Origin of the sequence: Nonomuraea sp. NBC_00507, assembly GCF_036013525.1 — a bacterium.
Taxonomy (GTDB): Bacteria; Actinomycetota; Actinomycetes; order Streptosporangiales; family Streptosporangiaceae; genus Nonomuraea.
On the sequence record NZ_CP107853.1, the window covers coordinates 9,985,794 to 10,004,840 of the forward strand.

The window sequence follows — 19,047 nt, forward strand, 5'->3', positions numbered from 1 at the left end:
CGCATCCTGCGCGTCCACCTCACCCCGCAAGGTGAACGCGCAGGCGGCTGCGGCTACTCCGTGGGGCGGTGCGGAGCTCCGTACCGCTGGTAGAACACGTTGCGTTCCAGTGGGCGGCGACCGGGATGGCGCCGCTCCTCGGCTGGGTAGCCGAGCGCTACCAGCAGTGCTATGGCGAGGTCGTCGCGATCGTCAATGCCGATGGCCTTCTTCACCTTGGTCTCGTCCCAGCCATTCATCGGTGAGGTGGCCAGTCCCATCTCCGTGGCGGCAAGCATCACGTACGTGGCGGCGATCATGGCGTCCTTCACCGCGTATTCACGGAGCAGACCGCGTTTCTCCAGGTCCTGCTGGAATACCTGGGAGGCCGCGGAGAACATCGCCACGAACTCCTCGTTCCAGGCTTCATTGCGGCGTGCCCGGTCATAGATGTCGCCGCGGTCGTCGCGCCAGGATTGGGTCTCGGCGACAAAGACGAGGACGACGGGTGCCTCCTGCGGTTGAGGCTGTCCTCCAGTGGCCCAGGTCAGCCCTTCGCGGCCCTGGTGGGAGTCGACCACCACAATCGAGCGGTCCTGCAGGTTCCAGCTGGTGGGCGCCTCGATGGCCAGGCTGAGAAGGGAGGCGAGCTGGGACGCCGGGACAGGATCCGGCCGGTAGTGGCGGATGGTGCGGCGAGTGCGGATCGCCTCGGCTACGGAAAGTGCGTCGCTCTTCATGGGACCAACTATTGGAGAGTGGCTCTCCAATCGGAAGAAGGCACCAATTAGTGCGCTACTCTCCAATCATGAAGACCGTCGTTGAGTCGTCCGGGCTACCGGCCGATGTCTACTCCGCCAAGTGCCCGACTCGCCAGGTCCTCGACCACATCGCCGGCAAGTGGACCATCCTGGTGGTGGATGCCCTGCTCGAGGGCACCATGCGCTACACCGACCTGAGCCGCCGCATCGAGGGGGTCTCGCAGAAGATGCTCACCCAGACGCTGCGTGCTCTGGAGGCTGACGGGTTCGTGACCAGGACCATGCACCCCACCATTCCGCCCCGCGTCGAGTACGACCTGACCGAGCTCGGCCTCAGTCTCGCCGAGCCGATCACCGCGCTCCGGCAGTGGACCGAAGACCACATCAACGACATCGAGAAGGCTCGGCGCAAGGCACCGGCACCGGCAGCGGTGGACGCCTCTCGCGAACCGTGACGATCGGCACTACCGCGATACCGACGTCGCCGGAGGCCAAGAACACCGCCTGGACCGCCAATCCCGTGCGCGGTTACCCGCACCTGACCATGCGCTGGTAGCTGTCCGCCGACACGCGCTCCCGACCGCGGGGCGATCGATGCCATCCAGGCCCCCACCTCACGCCGGTGGTGTTGAGTCTGTCTGCGATCAGATGCCGACATGCGCCCGCAACGATCCCGGTGGCGATCAGCCAGCCTGCCGCCAGCGCGTCGGCCTAGTCGAGGTAGCCGCGCGGCCGTCAGATACTTTGCCCACATCTCCAGGCCTTTGCACTGGTCGGCGGTCCGTCCGGCCGCCCGGGCCCGCCAGCGTAGCTCGGCGAGGGTTTCGTCGAGCCGCCCCGATTCGGCCTGCTCCCACCGCTCCCCGGACGGAACCGGCCAGCTACTCGAGCGCGACCTGCCGCCGCACTTCTTCGCCATCCTCCGCGCGCACGGAGCGGTATTACTTCATTTCATGTTGAAGTAATGGCCCCGATCGCCTACATTTCTTCCTCAAGAGATGAAGTTTTTCTGGAATGAGGGAGCCCGAGCATGAGCATCGACGGCACGTGGGCGTTCACCGCGGAGTCTCCGAGGGGCGCGCAGAGCTTCTCCGCGACGTTCACCTCGGACGGCGAACGGCTGACAGGGACGATGACCGGCGCGCAGGGGTCCTGGGAGATCGATGAGGGCTCGGTGCGCGGCAACGAGGCGGGCTGGCTGGTGCGCCGGGCGGTCATGGGGATGAACCTGCGCTTCACCGGCATCGTCGACGGCGATCAGTGGACGGGTAAGGTCAAGGCCGGAGTGCTCGGAAGCTTCCCGGCCAGCGCGGTCCGCACGACACAGGAGCGACCACCGCCGGCCCCGTCCGAGCCCACCTTGATCAGCCCGGAGGGACGGGCCGACCCGTATCCCCTGTACGCCCGCATGCGAGAGGAGGGTCCCGTCCGTCCCGTCGAAGGCCCGCTGGGCGCTCAGGTCTGGATGGTCACCGGGTACGGCGAGGCCAGGGCCCTGCTGAACGACCCGCGCATCTCCAAGCACCCCCGGTATGCCCCCCAGTGGCTGCGTGAGCTGGGCATCGTCACCGCCGACGAGGGGCCGACCGGAACGAACATGCTCAACAGCGACCCGCCTGACCACACGCGGTTGCGCCGCCTGGTGAGCAAGGGATTCACCCCGCGCCGCATCGAGGCACTGCGGCCCAGGGTGCAGCGCATCACCGACGATCTGCTCGACCGGATGGCACCGCTGGGACAGGCAGACCTGATCGACGCGTTCGCCTACCCGCTGCCGATCACGGTGATCAGCGAGCTGATCGGCGTGCCGGAGGAGGACAGGGCCGACTTCAGGTCCTGGACCGCCGCCATGTTGCTGCTGCCGCTGGAGGAGGACCTGCGTGCCAGGCGCTTGAAGGGCATCGAGGCCATCAACGCCTACCTCGCCGCCCTGATCGAGCGCAAGCGCGGCGACCTGCGGCCCGGCGTGCCGAGGGACGAGCAGCCCGACCTGGCCAGCGCGCTTGTGGCGGCTGCGGACGACGAGGATGGCGGGCTGAGCGAGCGAGAGCTGGTGGGCATGCTGAATCTGCTGCTCGTCGCCGGCCACGAGACGACGGTCAACCTGATCGGCAACGGCATGGCGGCGCTCCTGCGCCACCCCGACCAGCTCGCCCTTCTGCGCGCCCAGCCGGACCTGCTGCCTTCCGCGATCGAGGAGATGCTGCGCTACGACGGCCCCGTCGAGCAGGGAACGGGGCGGACGGCGGTGGAGGACATCCAGATCGGCGGGGTGACCATTCCGGCGGGCAGCCAGGTGACGGTGGCTCTGGCCGCCGCCGACCGGGATCCCGGGCGGTTCCCCGAGCCTGACCGGTTCGACATCCAGCGCGAGGACAACGCCCATGTCGCTTTGGGCCACGGGCTGCATTTCTGCCTCGGCGCGCCGCTGGCCAGGATGGAGGCGGAGATCGCCTTCCGCGGCCTGCTGGACCGCTTCCCGGACCTGGCGCTGGCCTGCCCGCCCGAGCAGCTGCGTCAGCGGCCGGGGACGGCCATCCTGTTCCGCGGGCTGGCCGAACTGCCCGTGACGTTCACCCCAGTGGCTCGGTGATCAGTCGCTGGATGACGGGCGCCATCAGCGGGACGAGCGTTTCCGCGGACATCGAGGCCAAGGGCTCCACGCCCAGGAGGTGTCGGGCCACGGCCAGGCCGGCGAGCTGGGCGCCGATCAAGCTGGCCCGCAGGTGCGCGTCCGGCAGGTCGAGGTGCTGGGCGAGCGAGCCGGCGAACTCGTTCTCGATGAACTCGCGCAGCTTGGCCGCGGGCTCCGGATCGGTGACGGCCAGGCGGGTCAGGGCGCCCACCCCGTCGGCGGCGTCGCCTCCCTCGGTGACTTCGAGGAACCGGCGCACCAGCCTTTCCCCGAAGTGCTCCACCCCCTCCGACAGCAGCTCACCCACCGGATCGCGCTGCGGGCTGTACCTATTGAGCACGGCCTCATAGAGACCCTGCTTGCTGCCGAAGAAGTAGTGGATCATCGCGGGGTCGACACCGGCGTCGACGGCGATCGCTCTGATGGTGGCCCGCTGGAACCCCTCGGCGCCGAACCGCGCCGCTGCGGCCTCGACGATGCGCTGTCGGTTGGCCGCGCCGGTGCGCCATCGGCCGCGGCGTCCCTGCTCACCGACGGTGTCGCTCACGACGTCAGCTTACTTCACCGCATGTCGAACTTATCCGAGACGGAGGACCCATGGACCGGAGTGTCCACGTTCTGGTGGTCGGTGGAGGGCTCAGCGGCTTGGCCGTAGCCACCCTCCTCGGCCACTATGGCGTGCCCTGTTTGATCGTCGAACGCCGGACCGAACTGCCACCCACCTCGCGCAACGAACGGCTCAGTGTGCGCGCCATGGAACTGCTGCGCACCCTCGGCCTGGAGGAACCGGTCCGCGCGGCCGGATTCCATCCCGATGAACTCGGCGACATGCTGCAGGCCGACACCCTGGCCGGCGCCGAACTCGGGCGGGTGCCGCAGCCGTGGGTGGCCGTGCCGCCGCAGCTGAGCCCGCTCGAGCCCGTTTGCTGCAACCACGCGTGGCTTCGTGAGCTGCTGCGCGAGCGCGCCCGGGAGCTGGGCGCGGAGATCTGGACCGGCTCCGAGCTGACCGACCTGCGGGAGGAGGCCGACGAGCTCGTCGCCGACGTGCGCCGACCCGAGGGCGAGACGAGCGTGCGGGCCTCGTACGTGGTCGGCGCCGACGGCCCGCACAGCCTCGTCCGCGAGCGCGCCCTGATCGAGGCGGAAGGTCCGGGCACCATCGCTCAGCTGTACGGCGTGGCCTTCCGCGCGGATCTCAGCGAGGCCATCCGCGGGCGGCACTTCGCCGGCGTGCAGCTCGATGGCGTGGGCGGCACCCTGCTGAAGGAGTCCGGGCCCGACTCCTGGGTGCTGCTGCGCCCTCACCCGGCCGACGACTCCCTCGACGACGGCGAGGACCTGGTCGAACTCGCCTGCACAGCGGCAGGCCTGCCGGACCTGAAAGTCGAGATCGACGGCATCTTCAGGTTGCCGATCACCCTGCTCACCGCTGAGCGGTTCACGCGTGGCAGGATCGCGTTGATAGGCGATGCCGCCTGCTCGCTGCCACCCACACCCGGCATGCACGGCGGCAGCGTGCTTCAGGACGCGCAGAATCTCGCCTGGAAGCTGGCTCTGATACTCAGCGGCAGGGCCGGTCCCGGGCTGCTCGACAGCTACGACGCCGAGCGCCGCCCGCTCGCGAGCCTCGCGCTCACCGACGCGCTCACCCGGATCAGTGTGATCCCACCGTCGGAGGATCTGCCCGACCGGCTCACCCTGGAATTCGGTGCGGTGTACCGGTCCTCGGCGGTGGTCCCGGAAGGCGAACAGACCTTCGTGGACCCCTTGGAGTCCGCAGGACTGCCGGGCACCCGCGTGCCCTACGTGGGGCGCGATCTGTTCGGTCGGGACTTCGTCTGTCTGGCCGGCCCCGGCTGGGCGAGCACTGACATCCCGCTCACCGCACTAGAGGCGTCGTGGGCCGAGGCCCTCGGTGTGAGCGCGAGCGGTGCCGTACTCGTCCGTCCCGATGGCATCATCGCCTGGCGCGCGCGGACGGCATCACCAGAACACGACCTCGAAACCGTACTCAACCAGATCCTGAACAGAGGAGATCAGCCGTGACCTCGCGCGTCATCATCGCCGGAGCCGGACTCGGCGGACTCACGCTCGCCCGCGGGCTACGCCGAGCCGGGATCGATGCGGCCGTCTACGAGCGGGACCCGGCACCGGACAGCCGCGCCCAGGGAGCCCGCTTCCACATCGACGACAGAGGAAAGCAGGCCTTGCACGCCTGCCTGCCCCCGGCCCATGCCGAACTGTTCGAGGCGACCCTGGGGCGCGACAGCCGAGCACTCAAGGTGATCGGCGACGTGAACGGCCGCCTGGAGCTGCTGGCCACGAACTCCTTCGACGGCGGACAGGGCAGGCCCGACGCCGTGCGGCCCGGCCACCCGGTCAGCCGTCAGCTACTGAGGCGCATCCTGCTGCACGGACTGGAGGACCGCGTGCACTTCGGCCGGGAGCTCGTCCGGTTCGAGTACCTGAGCCAGGGTGTACGCGCGTACTTCGCCGACGGCGGCCACGCCGACGGAGATCTCCTGGTCGGAGCCGACGGCATCGGCTCCGCCATACGCCGCCAGCTCCTCCCCCACGCCGAGGTGATCGACACCGGGGCGCGCTGGCTCGGAGGCAAGAGCCCGATCACCGCGGAGATCACGAGCACCGGGATCATCGATCTGATCGGAAGCAACTTCACCATCACCGAGCTGGACCACCTCGGCATGATCCTGGCGGCCATGCAGTTCAGCGAGCCACCACCGAGCGCCGCCGCGCGGCTGCTGCCAGGACTGGACCCGGGCGAGGCCGCCGACTTCCTGATGTGGGCGCTGATCCCGCCCAGCGACAGGCTCGGGACGGGATTCCAGACCATCGGTGCCAGGCGGCTCTGGGAGCTCGCGCGCGAGCTGGTCGAGCCGGCTCATCCGACGTTGCGGCTGGTCATCGAGCAGGCCTGGCCGGAGCAGACGCTCTGCCTGCCGCTCGGCGCCTCGATGCCGATCGACCCGTGGCAGCCCACCGCCGTCACCCTGCTGGGCGACGCCGTCCACGCCATGCCGCCCAACCGCGGCTCGGGCGCCAACACCGCCCTGCAGGACGCCGCGCGCCTGTGCCGCCACCTGGCCGGCGCGCAGCCGCTGCTCGATGCGGTGGCCACCTACGAGGAGGAAATGCGTCGTGACGGGTTCGAAGCGGTCAACGCTTCGGTGTCCGCCATGGGCGACTTCCTGCTGCGCGGCTGAACCCGTGCATCTGCTGCGCCGCGTCGGCGCCCACGTTCTCGAGACCGCGCTGCCCGTCATCGGCTTCACCGTCGCCTACGCCACGACGAGGCAGATCGCTCCCTCTCTGGCGGCCGCGCTGGCGGCAGCCGCCGCAGTGGCCCTCTTCCGAGTACGGCAGGCCCAGAAGCCGTGGGCGGCGCTCGCCGGGTTCGGCGTGTCGGCAGCGGCGGCGGCACTGGTCACCGCCTCAGGCAACGCCGCCGACTTCTTCCTGCCGCTGCTGGTGATGCGCGGGACACTCGCCGTCGCCACGCCCATCCTGCTCCTGCTCAGGCTGCCGCCGTTCGGACTTGCGTACGGCGTGCTCACCCGGCAGGGCCTGGCCTGGCGACGCTGCGCCATCCAGCTACGCGCCTTCACCATCGTCAACCTCCTCTGGTTCCTCATCGACGCCACGCTCACCGCCAACCAGATCAGGCTCTACCTCGACGATCAGGCCGTCGCGATGGGAGCCGTCAAGGTTCTCATCGAGGCACCCACATACCTCCTGTCCGCGGTCGTTCTCTGGAGGCTCTATCGCCGCCTGGCCGCGCGACCCTGCCGTCGGCCGACTTGCCCCTTCCACGCCCACCCGGCCGCGCTGCCCGCACACGGCTTGTCGTTGTAGCCAGTCGTGGGGTTGGTCGCGCCCCAGCCGGACATGGTCATGAACGCCGGGGTGAAGGCCTTCCACTGCAGGTCGCGGCTGAAGGTGAGCGGCGAGCCGCCGTAGATTCCGTCGACATCACCCGAGGCGTAGTTGAGTGCGGAGAATCCGGCGCCGGCGATGGCCGGCACGTGCCAGCGCATGTCGGAGAAGGTTCCGTAGGTGTCGCCGGTCCAGACGACCGCGTTGCGATGGGTTCCAGCCCAGCCGTCCACGGTCCACACGAAGCGGCGCGCGTCGGAGTTGTCCTCGATGCCGTCCACGGCGGACTGGACGCCGTTGAAGGCCGGCTCGTAGCCGCCACCCACCCAGGCGACGTCGGTCTTCACCGCGCGGGTTCCGGCCTGGCCGACCTCGTAGCCGATGTTGGCCAGGCTGCTCTCGGTCCACAGACCCGTTTGAAAGCCGAGCTTCTTGAGCTCATTCACGGTGTGAGGCAGGTCCTCGTAGCCACAACTGTAGCCGTCGTTGGGCAGGAACCAGCCGGACGGCATGTCCTTGGCGCGAGCGTCCTGGGCGTAGGCGATGACGTCCGGGGTCCTGATGTGGCCGAGCCGGTCCTTCTGACCTACGCCCAGCGGCGCTCGCACGATCTGTCCCGCTACCAGGAGCCGGAGGCGATGATCGCCGGGCGGGTGCGCGCGCCGTACGTGCCGCTCGGCAACGACCGCATCGACCGGCGGCACGCGCACTCCGCGGCGCTGGCCGCCTTCTTCAGGCACGCCAAGGAGACCTCGGGCGTGGTGTGGAAGACGGCGGGCGACTTCTTCCTGTCCGGCGCGAGCGCGCAGGTCAAGGACTTTCTCACGCCGGAGCCCGACGAGGTGCTCAGCTCGCTGCGCCGGGTGCTGCCCGCGCCGGTGCAGGCGCAGATCGGGGTCGGCTCGGGCGCGTGGGTGCACGACCTCGCAGACCTGCTCGAGAAGATACGACTGGAGCTCGCGGCGGACATCGAGGCCTTCGAGGAACGCAGGAAGGAAGCCTTCGACAAGCGCCGCAGCGATCTGGCCGCCCGCTACGAGCGGACAATCAACACACTGACCCGCCGATCCCTGATCGGTTAACCCAGGAGCGGCTGCACAAGGAGGTGCGCAGGAGGACCGGCGTGGTCGGTATCTTCCCCGGGCCGCGATGCAGGGGCCTCCCCGATTGCGACGTCAGCTTTGGTGCTCGAAAAGCCGCTCGTCCGCGAAGCACCAGCCCCAGCTCTCGCCCGGCTCGGCCGACTGCACCACGCCGTGCCCCGTCCCGGTGAAGTGCGCATGGGCGTGACGTCCGGTGGAGGAGTCACAACATCCGACGTGGCCGCACGTCAGGCAGATGCGTAGGTGCACCCATGTGGTGCCCATGCGCAGGCACTCGGCGCAGCCCGCGGTCAGCGGCAGCACCGGGTGGATGAGCCGGGTGTGCTCGCAGCCGTCGCCCTTGGCGACGGTGAGACGGAAGACACGCGAGGTGTCCAGGGACTGGTTGTGGGGATGGGCGGTCGGCAGGCCGAGTTCCGTGTGCACCCGGGACGTCAGGGCCACTGAGCTGGTGAGATCGGGGTCGACGATGTGATCGATGCCCGCGTTGGAGAGATGCTCGACAGAGCTCAGGCCGATGGGCCGGCTGACGATGACGGCCTTCGGGTTGAGCTGCCGGGCGAGGGTCGCCACCTGGGCGGTCATCTCGTGCTCGTCGTCCGGGATCACGATCATCCGCGCCTGGACCACGCCGGCGTGCTGGAGGATCTGGGTCTTGCTCGGATCGCCCAGCACGACATCGTAGGAGAGCCGCCGGGCCTCCGCCGCACCCTCCGGGCTCAGCGTGATCACGGTAAAGGGCATCTGCGTCAGGGCCAGCTCGGCGGCCAGATGGCGCGCCGAGCTGCCGTAGCCGGAGATCAGCACGTGGTCGTGCCGCCTTCCGCGATCCTCGTTCCGGGTGGCCGGATCCGCGGCGCGGCGAGATGGCGCGCGACGGCTCCAGCGATCGCCCAGCCAGTTCCCCGCCCCGCCCAGGAGCGGGGTCGCGGCCATGAGCAGGACGGTCACAGCGATGAACGCCTGCGAGCCTTCCTGGCCCAGCCCGGCGGGGGACAGCCCGGCGGCGGAGCCCGTCCGTTCGAGGACGAACGAGAACTCGCCGATCGGGACCAGCAGGAGCGAAACCGCTGTCGCGGACCCCGTGCCCAGCCCAAGCAGCCGGGCGGGTATCCAGCTGGCCAGCGTCTTCACCAGCAGGATCGCACCCACCCCCGCCGCGACGAGCGGCAGGTGGCTCAGGACGAAGGGCAGGTCGAGGAACATCCCGATGGAGACGAAGAACGTGGCGCTGAACAGGATCTGCAACGGCATGATCTCGCCGATGGCGTGCTCGCTGTGCTCGCTCTCGCTGACCAGCAGCCCGGCGAGGAAGGCGCCGAGCGACACGCTGACGCCGGCCAGGTTGGTGACGAAGGCGGTACCGAAGCAGATCGCCACGATCGCCAGCAGGAAGAGCTCCGGCGAGCAGGTCCTGGCGACCACGGCCAGCAGCGAAGGCATAACCTTGCGGGCGACGACGAGCACCACGACGATCACCGCGGCGGCGGTGCCGATGGCCCGGAGGATGTCCCAGACCGAACCGCCGCCCTGGCCCAGAAAGGGAATGATCAGCACCATGACGACGATGGCCAGGTCCTGGAAGAGCAGGAAGGCCAGCGTCGCCTGACCGCGTTCGGTGTTGGTCTGTCCGCGGGAGGCCAGCAGCTTCAGCACGATGGCCGTGGACGACAGCGACACCAGCATGCCGGTGAAGGCCCCGACCTGCCAGGGAATCCCGAGTGCCGCCAGCACGGCGAGTACGCCACCGGTCGCCAGCAGCACCTGAAGGCCGCCGCCCAGCAGAATCAGCCGCTTGATCCGCGCGAGCTGCTCAAGGGAGAACTCCAGCCCGATCGAGAAGAGCAACAGGATGACGCCGAACTCCGCGGCGATCTCCACGACCTCGGGCTCGCGGACCAGGCCCAGGGCGTTCGGCCCAATGACCGCGCCGGCGATGAGAAACCCAACGATGGGGACGATCCGCAGCCGGAATGACAGATAACCGATAAGCGCCGCTGCCAGGACAATGGCGACGACGCCGCCGAGAAAACCGATGGTTTCCGAAGCGAAGGAACCCGAAACATACGCGACGGCCAACAGGCCCACTCCTCAAACGTCAGTGGTCGACAATAGCGATTCACAACCCGCGGACCGGCGTCAAGCAGCTCGATCCGACCTCGTCAGGTCGGCCGGACCAGGGCCGGACTAAGTCGAATCAAGGGCCGAAGTCGAATCAGGGCGAAGGCGGATTAAGGGCGGAGCCGGATTGCGGGCGGAACCGGACCGGGCGAAGCGGCCCGGAAAATAGTCAAGGCATACTTCGTGAGGTCCGCGTTGTGTTTCCGGGTGCCCGCCTCCGATCCTGTCGAATGTCGAAATATCACCGAGTCGACTTGGAGCAAGCGTGCCCAATTCTTCGGTCAACAACGTCCTGCCGGGAAGCACGGACGTCCTCATCGTCGGCGCGGCACCTGTCGGCCTTGCCCTCGCCTGCGCCCTGCGCTCCTTGGGCGTGGAGACTGTCGTCATCGACAGGCTGAGCGAGCCGCTGGTGCACACCCGCGCCGCGGCCATGCAGGCGCGGACGCTCGAATCGCTCGCCACCATCGGAGTCGACCAGGAGCTGATCGCCCGTGGGAAGCCCACGCCCACGCTGACGGTCCGGGACGGCAAGCACCGCCTGTGGACCACTCCGTACGCACAACTCGACACGCCGTACCCGTATATTCTTGTCGTTCCGCAGCCGACCACCGAAGCGGTGCTCGCCGAGCGGTTCGCCGAGATGGGCGGCACCGTCTTCCGTGACCACACCCTGGTCAACATGTGGGACCAGTACCCGGGCATGGTCGCGACTGTGGCCTCGAAGTCGGGTGAGTTGCGCGCCATCGAGGCCCGCTATGTCATCGGCTGCGATGGCATGCACAGCACTGTCCGGCAGCGGATGGGCATCGCCTGGGAGGGGACCGAACGCCCGCAGAGCTTCGCCCTGACCGAGGTCGTCATGGACTGGCATGGTCCGGACGAGGGCATCGTCTTCTTCTTCTCGCCCGAGGGACTGCTCGTCGTCGCCCCCCTGACCGGTGAGAACCGGTACCGCATCGTGGCGCTGGAGAGCGATAGCACGCCCCCGCAGGATCTGGCCGGCATCCAGCGCCTGCTCGAGACCAGAGGGCCGGCCGACGCGGGCGCCGTCGTGCACACGATCGAGCGCACCTCGAAGTGGCGGGTGGGCCTGCGCCTGGCCGAGACCTTCGGCGAGACCGGCCCCGTCTTCCTGGCCGGTGACGCGGCGCATGTGTACAGCCCGGTCGGCGGCCAGGGCATGAACACCGGCATCCAGGACTCGATCAACCTCGCCTGGAAGCTCGCGGCGGTCATCGACGGCAGCGCCTCACCCAAGTTGCTGGAGACCTACACCGCCGAGCGCCGTCCGGTCGCCGACGGCCTGGTCACGATGACGGCGCAGATGACCGACATCTCGTCGATCCTGCACCCCGAACGGCTGGCGCTGCGCAACCACATCTTCGCCGCGGTCGGCGGGCTGCCGGAGTTCCCCTCATGGTGGGCACGCCGACTGGCCCAGCTCGAAGTCGACTACGGCGGCGGGGACCCCGAAGGCCCTCAGCCGACCGTGGGCCACCGGATGCCGCCGCGGCACGGCATGGCGCAGGGGCTCGCGTGGTCGCTGATGGTCCCACCCGACGCCGACGTTGTCGCGGTCAAGGAGGCGACCGGGCAGATCAAGACGCCCATCACCGTGGGCACCGCCGACCTGCCGCATGCGGTGCTGGTGCGGCCCGATGGCTACGTGGCCATGACGGCGCCCGCTGAGGACGCGGCGTCGCTGCCCGGCCGGCTGCCCGGCTGGCTGCAGGACCCCCGAGCCGCCCAGAGACAGAAATGACCGGGGCTTACAGCCGGCCGATCGGCGCGGCCCCGCTCATGCACGTCGCGGTGCTCTGCGCCGACGTGGACAAGTCGCTGGCGTTCTACCGCGACGGACTGGGTTTCTCGGCCAGGTACGAGTGGACCAAGTCGATCGCCGAGTCCGGGCAGGTCGTCTACGACGCTCGCGGGGTCTACCTCGAGCTGGGCGGACACACCTACCTGGAGCTGTTCCCCGGAGGCAGATCCGATGCGGACTCCTCGCCCGGCCCGATGCACCACATCGCGATCATCGTGCCCGACGTGGACGAGGCGTACCGCAAATGCCTCAAGTCCGGAGGTGCGGCGTTCCCCGTGGACACCTGGACCGGTGAGCCGACCTCGGTCGTACTCAACGGTGAGCCCGAGGTCAAGTGCCGCGTGGCCTTCATCAAGGGCCCCAGCGGTGAGCTCATCGAGCTCTACGACCAGCGGGGCCCCATCCATTGCGCCATCCACTGACCGACGCCTGATCTTGTGCGGCTGACGCGTCAGCCGCACAAGATCGGATACCACGCGGTCAGTCGTCGCACGTGGATGGGGTGATCGGGAGCAGCACCTGGAAACGGGTGTCACCGGGGCGGGAGGTCACGCGGATGTCGCCCCCGTGCCGATCCACCACGATCCGGTGGCAGATGTCGAGGCCGAGACCCGTCCCGTCGCCGACCGGCTTGGTGGTGAAGAACGGCTCGAAGATCCGGTCGCGGATCTCCGCGGGGATGCCCGGGCCGGTGTCACCGATCTCGACGGTCAGGTAGGTGTCGTCACCGAAGGTCCTGATATGCAGCTTGCCATGGCCGTCCATCGCGCTGACGGCATTGTCGATCAAGTTGGTCCACACCTGGTTGAGCTCGGCGGCGTAGGCGTCGATGGAGGGAAGCCCGCGGTCGTACTCTCGCGAGACCTCCACGCCGGACAGCTTGTGGGCCAGGATCGCCAGTGTGCTGTCCAGCAGGATGTGCACGTCGGCGCGCTGGAGCGGCCCGCGATCCATCTGGGAGTACTGCTTGGCCGCGCCGATGAGGTCGATGACCCGCGTGGTGGCCTCGGTCATCTCCTGGAGAAGCTGATCGATCTCCAGCACGGTGGTCAGCCGGTCGATCGCACCGGCGAAATCCTCGGCGTGGCTCTGCTCGAAGTTCTTGGCCCATTCGACGTCCGCGCCCGCGGCCACCAGGACCGGGGCCGCCTGCCACGGATTGGCCACACCGCGGTCGTCCAGCCAGTCGCCCAGTTCCTCTTCGCGATCCCCCATCTCCAGGAAGGAGAGCGTCGAGGTTCCCGCCAGGTCGGCGGGCAACTCGCCGAGGACCTTGGCCAGCCGCTCACGCAGCACCCTGCTGGCCCGCACGGTCGCCGCGGCCGGGTTGTTGAGCTCGTGCGTCAGCCCTGCGGTGAGCGATCCGAGTGCGGCGAGGCGCTCACGTTCGGCAACCCGCTCGTTGGCGGTGCGGATGCCCCTGCTCATCCCCTTCATGATGTGCATCGGCATCGGGAACCACTCGTTCAACGCCTCCAGGAGATCGACGACGGGGAGCGAGAAGATGCGGCAGGGAGTCAACGCCTCCAGGGTGTGCGGGTAGGTTTTGACCTCCTCATCCACCACGGCCAGCACGCCGCCCGCGTAGGCGCCGCGAAAATCGCTGCGGTTGATCTCGACCTCGGCGCCGCCCCGCACCCTGCGCGTCATCTTGATGGTCCCCGACAACAGCACCACGAAGCACTCTGCCGGGTCACCCTCGCGGTAGATCCGCTCTCCGGCTGCATAGGTCCTTTCGCCACCCCGGGTGTTCAGCCACTCCAGGTGACTCTCATCCAGCGATTCGAACAGAAACAGGCTCTTCAGCTCGACGGTGTCCACAGGACGACCATAGGCAGCGGACGAGCCGGCGGGTGATTTCCGTGCACACTTCGTCAACTTCACGGAGTGTGCGGGGAATCCCGGGTTCCCTTGCTCTCCCCTGAGCGGGGTGACTCTACTAGTGCCAATCCATCATTGTCGGAGGAGCTTTCATGGCCGATAGCGCAACCACCCGAAAGGTCGTCACGAAGCTTTTCGCGGACGTGCAGAGCGGAAATGTGGAAGGCGTTCTCGACGCCCTGTCGCCGTCGATCGTCTTCGCTCTCCCCGGGAACAAGTTCAATACCGTGGTGCCCAATCTCAAGACCTGGCGGGGCAAGGACGGGGTGATCGAGGCTTTCCGGCTGAGGTCGCTCTGGACGGACGTCACCGACTTCGAGCAGCGCGAGATGATCGTCGAGGACGACCGGGCCTTCGTCATCAACTGGCAGTCGATCCGGCACAAGGCGACGGGGATGGAGGCCGACTTCGAGTTCTCCATGGTGCTCACCGTCGGGGACGACGGGTTGATCACGCACTGGAAGGCCTTCTTCGACTCCTCGCCCGAGGTGGCGATCTTCCGGTCCGACATCAACGAGCGGATGATCAGTGAGGTCCTCGCGGGCGCGGCCGACAAGGTGGCCGAGCTCGTGGCCCAGGGTGCGAACCCCAGCCACCGGGACCCCGGCACCGGCCTGACGGCGCTGATGATCGCCGCCGGGCGCGGGGACGTGACGACCGTCCGCACGCTGATCGAGGCAGGCGCCGACGTCCTGAGCGCCGACAGCGGCGGCGGCGCGACCGCCCTGCACAAGGCGTGCCAGGGCGGCAGCCTCGCGGTGGTCAAGGCGCTGGTCGAGGCGGGCGCCTTCGTGGACTGCGTGGCCGCGACGACCGGCCACACGCCGCTGATGGACGCGCTGTGGTTCAAGTTCCCCGCCATCGTCGAGTACCTGCTCGGCCAGGGGGCCGGCCTGCAGTTGTCCACCCACTACGGGTTCCCGCTCAAGGAGCATTTCGACTACGAGCTGAACGTCAACGCCATCGGCAAGGACCGCCTGCTGGAGGCCGAGCGGCACATCAAGGAGAGGCAGCGCCGCGACGAGGAGGCCATGGCCGGCCAGCGGCTGATGGACGCCGTCACCAAGGGCGACGTGGAGCTGGTCAAGCAGTTCATCGCCGAGGGCGCCGAGGTGGACGAGCGCTTCCCGGTCGTGAACGGCTTCAACGACCGGCACACGCCGCTCCTGGTCGCCGCGCGGGACGGGCACACCGAGATCGCCCGGCTGCTGCTGACGGCCGGCGCGGACGTCAACGCGGTCGAGCCGACGTTCGGCGCGGTCCCGCTGCACAAGGCGGTCTACAACGGCCACCAGGAGCTGACCAGGCTGATCGCCACGTGGCCGGGCGTCGACCTGAACTTCCAGGGCGCCACCAACGGGTACGCGCCGCTGCACGACGCGATCTGGCACGGCTACCACGAATGCGCCCGCATCTTGGTCACCGCCGGAGCCGGGCTGGACCTGGTGGGGCACGACGGCAAGACGCCCCTCGACCTGGCGATCGAGATCAACGGCGCCGACCACACCTTCACCCAGTTCATCAGTGCCGCGGGCGCCCAGTAGAGGAAGGGACTTGCGATGTTGTTCTACGTGCAGATGCGATGGAACCACGAGGGCCGGATCACGCTCGACGAGCTGTGGGAGGTCGAGGCCGAGGAGGCCGAGCACGCGCAGGAGACGCTCGACTCCGGCTTCTGCGTCGGCATCTGGAAGGTGGCCGCGCAGAAGCGGGTCATCGCGATCATCGAGTCGCCGGACGCCGAGGAGCTCGACCGCACGGCACTGGGCCGGCTCCCGATGCGGGAGTACCTCGAGTTCGAAGAGGTCTGGCCGCTGCGCGACTATCTCGGCTTCGCCGAGGACGTCCGCAAGCGCTACAAGGTCTGAAAGCGGCGAAGCGGAAGAAAGGCACACCGTGATTCATCAGTTGATCTTCGCCGCCCCGAAGCCGGGAATGAGCGACAAGGAGTTCCAGGACTACTGGCTCAATGTGCACGCGGTGAAGTACGCGAGCAAGATCCCGCAGATCCGGAAGTACAAGATCGACACCGTGCTCCCGTTCCCGGCGCTCGGTGAGCCGCTGTGGAGCGGCATCGCGGAGATCTGGCTGGCCAACGAGGAAGAACAACTCGCGTCTTTGCAGACCAAGGAGTTCCTGGAGGGCGCCAGGCTCGACGAGCCGCGCTGGGCGGCGTTCTGGCGGACGCTCGTGCTCGACACCGACGCCTACGAGCTGGCGGGCGGTCCCGACGCGAGCACGGATCCGGCGGGGGTGAAGCTGGTCTCCCTGGTGAAGCGGAAGGAAGGCCTGCCCCTGGAGGACTTCAGGGAACGCAGCAGAACCAAGCACGCCGACCTGGTCACGCGGATCCCGGGACTGCGCCGCTACATGCAGGGTCACACCCGCGACGGCGCCTACGGCATCGGTGAGGCGGTGCTCGACAGCGCGCACCAGCTCTGGTTCGACAACGTCGACGCCCTGTCGGCGGCACTGAACTCGCCGGAGTTCCGTCAGGCCGAAGAGGACCTGCGCACCTTCACCGAGCCGCGCTACATCCACCGCCTGGTCGTCCGGGAGCACTGGGTCATCGGACCCGAGCCTCGCTGACGTGGGGCTCACCAAGACGGAGCCCTGCCCGATGCCGGGCAGGGCTCCGTCTCAGATCGCGGTACGGAAGCCGTCGGATTCGGCGATCCGCCGCAGGCGATAGCCCCAGGCGAGCGAGGAGAGGGTGACGTGATGGTGCCAGCCGCGGAACGAGCGGCCCTCGAAGTGGCGCAGGCCGGTCTCATCACTCATGCGCGCCAGGCCGTCGGCAGCGCTGTGCCGCAGATTGATCAGCGCGGTGAGGCCGTACAGATCGATATGAGTGAGGTTGCTGAGCCACGCGCTCTTCAGCCAGCCGCGGGGGCTCCACTCCACGATCAGCTTCCGGTCGCTCGACGGCAGGCGAGTTCGTAGCAGGACCGACGTGAACCGCGACTCCCCCGTCCCGTCGTCTCGCCACAGCGTCAGCCCCCCGCTGCCGAGGGCCGCGCGCGACGCCAGGTCTCCCACGGTCACCTCGCCGGACATGGCCGTGGTCTCCGCCACACGGACCACGTACTGCAGAGCGCGTTCCTCCAGCGCCGTCACCAGGCGCAGGACGTCCGGGTCCGGTTCGGCCGGCACGATGACCGGGGCGGGCCGCAGGCCCGCGGCCGTCCTGAGTTCGTCGACGAGGTCGACGACGTGGCACACCCGAGGCCGGTGCCGAATCGTGTCGGGCACCCCGGTAAGCGCGCGCCGCTCCTCGTCCTGGTCCCACGACTTGGGCAGCATGAGCCGCCAGTCCACGGGACAGGCACCGGGGTCGCCCACCAGGAGCGCGGCCAGGGCCAGCTGGCAGTTCAGCCGTCTGCCCTCGGTGGCGGCGAACTGGCGGGCCACGCCGACCGACTTGTCGCCGTTCTTGGGAAAGGCCACCTCCGCCACCACCCAGGCCCGCGGGCGAACGACGCCTACCAGGCTGCGGGCGAGCACGTGCCGGACGGCGACGTGGTCCCACGGGCTCTGGTTGACGAACTGCTGCAGGCACTGGTCGGCCGGCCGGCCGGTGATCTGCTCGGCAATGCGACGGAGGGACTTCCTGCCGGGGATCTCCACGAGCCCCCGGATGTAAACCTCGCCCCAGCGCCGCTGATCGGACCGGGGCAGCGGGGACAGCATGTCATGGCAATATCGGCCGAGGTCGTCCATGGTGGGTTCCTCATTGTCGGCTTTCCGCAATTGGCCCCAAATTAGGCGCGCCCGCCGGGCGGGCGGCAATGATATGCGGAGACTTTCAGAACTAGCCGGATCCGCGGCCAGACTAAGTCAGGTACGAAAAGGCTCCGTGACGGAGCGTGCGGTATCAGCGGCGATCCGGAACATGACTTAGTCCGACCGGTGGCGGGCCGATCTCGGAAAGTCCGGCCAGCGGCGTTGCCGTCCGACCTTGGCACCCCGGACAGTTAAGGAAATATCGGGGGAAATTCGATTTCAGGGAGAATTCATGTCGCCCAAGATTCTGGTGATCCTGTCCGAATACGGGTACTGGGGAGAGGAGTTGGTCGGGCCGCTGACCCGTTTCGATGAAAAGGGTTACGAGGTGGTCTTCGCCACCCCGACGGGGCGGCGCGCGCACGCCCTGCCGCCGAGCATGGACCCTGGGTACGTCGACCCGCCGCTGGGCCGGTCGGTGACCACGCCGGAGGTCGCCAAGCTCACCAAGGAGCTCGACGAGTCCAGCCGGCTGGACAACCCGCTCAGCCTGACGGACATCGTTCCCGAGCGGCCCTACACCGCCGACGCCGACTACCTTCGCCAGCTGGAGCGATACCATCACGCGCTGGCCCGGGTGGAGGACGAGTTCGTCGCCGGATTCGACGCCCTGCTGATCGTGGGGGGCAGCGGACCCATCGTCGACCTGGGCAACAACGAGCGGGTCCACGCGCTCATCCTGGCCTTCCTCAAGGCGGGCAAGCCCATCGCGGCCGAGTGCTACGGGGTGACCTGCCTGGCCTTCGCCCGGGACTGGGAGGACCGCAAGAGCATCATCTGGGGCAAGCACGTCACGGGTCACTGCAAGGAGTACGACTACAAGGACGGCACCGGCTTCCTCGGCACCGACTTCGTCATGGGCCCGCCGCCGTACCCCCTCGAGTACATCCTGCGGGACGCCACCGGTCCTGACGGCCGCTACCACGGCAACTTCGGCAAGGAGACGTCCGTCATCGTCGACTACCCGTTCATCACCGGGCGCTCCACCCCGGACTCCTTCCTGACCGGCGAGAAGATCGTGGAGGTCCTCGAATCGGGCCTGCGCCGATACGGCTGGTGACG

General features: G+C 68.5%; 18 protein-coding genes. 12 read left to right on the forward strand and 6 right to left on the reverse strand.

The genetic code is table 11. The annotated features are described in order from the left end of the window. Positions 1–53: 53 nt before the first annotated feature. The gene (locus OHA25_RS48080) at positions 54–719 is read right to left on the reverse strand and encodes a nitroreductase family protein (RefSeq protein ID WP_327583530.1); all 666 of its coding nucleotides are present in this window, start codon (positions 717–719) and stop codon (positions 54–56) included. Between the two features lie 68 nt (positions 720–787). Between OHA25_RS48080 and OHA25_RS48085 the strand changes: the two genes are divergently transcribed. Then, positions 788–1,195 carry a winged helix-turn-helix transcriptional regulator gene (locus OHA25_RS48085; protein ID WP_327583531.1) on the forward strand — a complete coding sequence of 136 codons (408 nt, stop codon included), beginning with the start codon at positions 788–790 and terminating at the stop codon, positions 1,193–1,195. Positions 1,196–1,770: 575 nt separating this feature from the next. Continuing rightward, positions 1,771–3,333: a cytochrome P450 family protein gene (locus OHA25_RS48090; RefSeq protein WP_327583532.1), complete on the forward strand. Its 1,563-nt coding sequence runs from the start codon at positions 1,771–1,773 to the stop codon at positions 3,331–3,333. On the opposite strand, the gene OHA25_RS48095 is transcribed toward OHA25_RS48090, so the two are convergent. Further along, entirely contained in the window at positions 3,314–3,922 is a 609-nt protein-coding gene (locus OHA25_RS48095) for a TetR/AcrR family transcriptional regulator (RefSeq protein ID WP_327583533.1), read from the reverse strand. The genes OHA25_RS48090 and OHA25_RS48095 overlap by 20 nt on opposite strands. Positions 3,923–3,972: 50 nt before the next feature. On the opposite strand from OHA25_RS48095, the gene OHA25_RS48100 reads away from it, so the two are divergent. Genes OHA25_RS48100 through OHA25_RS48110 form a run of 3 tightly spaced genes read left to right on the forward strand, consistent with a single transcriptional unit; the run spans position 3,973 to position 7,251 of the window. Further along, complete coding sequence (locus OHA25_RS48100) at positions 3,973–5,424, forward strand: FAD-dependent monooxygenase (RefSeq protein WP_327583534.1); 1,452 nt, start codon at positions 3,973–3,975, stop codon at positions 5,422–5,424. Further along, the gene (locus OHA25_RS48105) at positions 5,421–6,602 is read left to right on the forward strand and encodes an FAD-dependent oxidoreductase (protein WP_327583535.1); all 1,182 of its coding nucleotides are present in this window, start codon (positions 5,421–5,423) and stop codon (positions 6,600–6,602) included. The genes OHA25_RS48100 and OHA25_RS48105 overlap by 4 nt, the downstream gene beginning before the upstream one ends. A gap of 4 nt (positions 6,603–6,606) precedes the next feature. After that, positions 6,607–7,251: a DUF3159 domain-containing protein gene (locus tag OHA25_RS48110; protein ID WP_327583536.1), complete on the forward strand. Its 645-nt coding sequence runs from the start codon at positions 6,607–6,609 to the stop codon at positions 7,249–7,251. On the opposite strand, the gene OHA25_RS48115 is transcribed toward OHA25_RS48110, so the two are convergent. Beyond that, positions 7,158–7,880 (reverse strand): TIM-barrel domain-containing protein, encoded by a 723-nt coding sequence (locus tag OHA25_RS48115; RefSeq protein WP_327583537.1) that lies wholly within the window; start codon positions 7,878–7,880, stop codon positions 7,158–7,160. The two genes, OHA25_RS48110 and OHA25_RS48115, sit on opposite strands and share 94 nt — an antisense overlap. Between OHA25_RS48115 and OHA25_RS48120 the strand changes: the two genes are divergently transcribed. After that, positions 7,836–8,354 carry a hypothetical protein gene (locus OHA25_RS48120; protein WP_327583538.1) on the forward strand — a complete coding sequence of 173 codons (519 nt, stop codon included), beginning with the start codon at positions 7,836–7,838 and terminating at the stop codon, positions 8,352–8,354. The genes OHA25_RS48115 and OHA25_RS48120 overlap by 45 nt on opposite strands. Positions 8,355–8,447: 93 nt before the next feature. Here OHA25_RS48120 and OHA25_RS48125 read toward each other — a convergent pair whose 3' ends face one another. Further along, positions 8,448–10,454 (reverse strand): cation:proton antiporter, encoded by a 2,007-nt coding sequence (locus tag OHA25_RS48125; protein WP_327583539.1) that lies wholly within the window; start codon positions 10,452–10,454, stop codon positions 8,448–8,450. 307 nt (positions 10,455–10,761) lie between these two features. Between OHA25_RS48125 and OHA25_RS48130 the strand changes: the two genes are divergently transcribed. Next, positions 10,762–12,261: an FAD-dependent monooxygenase gene (locus OHA25_RS48130; protein ID WP_327583540.1), complete on the forward strand. Its 1,500-nt coding sequence runs from the start codon at positions 10,762–10,764 to the stop codon at positions 12,259–12,261. After that, positions 12,258–12,743, forward strand: coding sequence for a VOC family protein (locus tag OHA25_RS48135; RefSeq protein WP_327583541.1), 486 nt, complete (start codon positions 12,258–12,260; stop codon positions 12,741–12,743). The genes OHA25_RS48130 and OHA25_RS48135 overlap by 4 nt, the downstream gene beginning before the upstream one ends. Before the next feature lie 58 nt (positions 12,744–12,801). Here OHA25_RS48135 and OHA25_RS48140 read toward each other — a convergent pair whose 3' ends face one another. Next, positions 12,802–14,142 (reverse strand): ATP-binding protein, encoded by a 1,341-nt coding sequence (locus OHA25_RS48140; protein ID WP_327583542.1) that lies wholly within the window; start codon positions 14,140–14,142, stop codon positions 12,802–12,804. A 152-nt stretch (positions 14,143–14,294) separates the two neighbouring features. Between OHA25_RS48140 and OHA25_RS48145 the strand changes: the two genes are divergently transcribed. The 3 genes from OHA25_RS48145 to OHA25_RS48155 are packed head-to-tail and all read left to right on the forward strand — an operon-like array spanning position 14,295 to position 16,791. Further along, positions 14,295–15,746 (forward strand): ankyrin repeat domain-containing protein, encoded by a 1,452-nt coding sequence (locus OHA25_RS48145; protein WP_327583543.1) that lies wholly within the window; start codon positions 14,295–14,297, stop codon positions 15,744–15,746. Positions 15,747–15,761: 15 nt separating this feature from the next. Then, positions 15,762–16,070 carry a muconolactone Delta-isomerase family protein gene (locus OHA25_RS48150; protein ID WP_327583544.1) on the forward strand — a complete coding sequence of 103 codons (309 nt, stop codon included), beginning with the start codon at positions 15,762–15,764 and terminating at the stop codon, positions 16,068–16,070. 28 nt (positions 16,071–16,098) lie between these two features. Further along, positions 16,099–16,791 (forward strand): EthD domain-containing protein, encoded by a 693-nt coding sequence (locus tag OHA25_RS48155; protein WP_327583545.1) that lies wholly within the window; start codon positions 16,099–16,101, stop codon positions 16,789–16,791. Positions 16,792–16,842: 51 nt separating this feature from the next. On the opposite strand, the gene OHA25_RS48160 is transcribed toward OHA25_RS48155, so the two are convergent. After that, on the reverse strand, positions 16,843–17,922 hold the full coding sequence (locus tag OHA25_RS48160; protein WP_327583546.1) for an IS701 family transposase: 1,080 nt from the start codon (positions 17,920–17,922) through the stop codon (positions 16,843–16,845). A gap of 295 nt (positions 17,923–18,217) precedes the next feature. Between OHA25_RS48160 and OHA25_RS48165 the strand changes: the two genes are divergently transcribed. Beyond that, complete coding sequence (locus OHA25_RS48165) at positions 18,218–19,045, forward strand: type 1 glutamine amidotransferase domain-containing protein (RefSeq protein WP_327583547.1); 828 nt, start codon at positions 18,218–18,220, stop codon at positions 19,043–19,045. Positions 19,046–19,047: the final 2 nt, after the last annotated feature.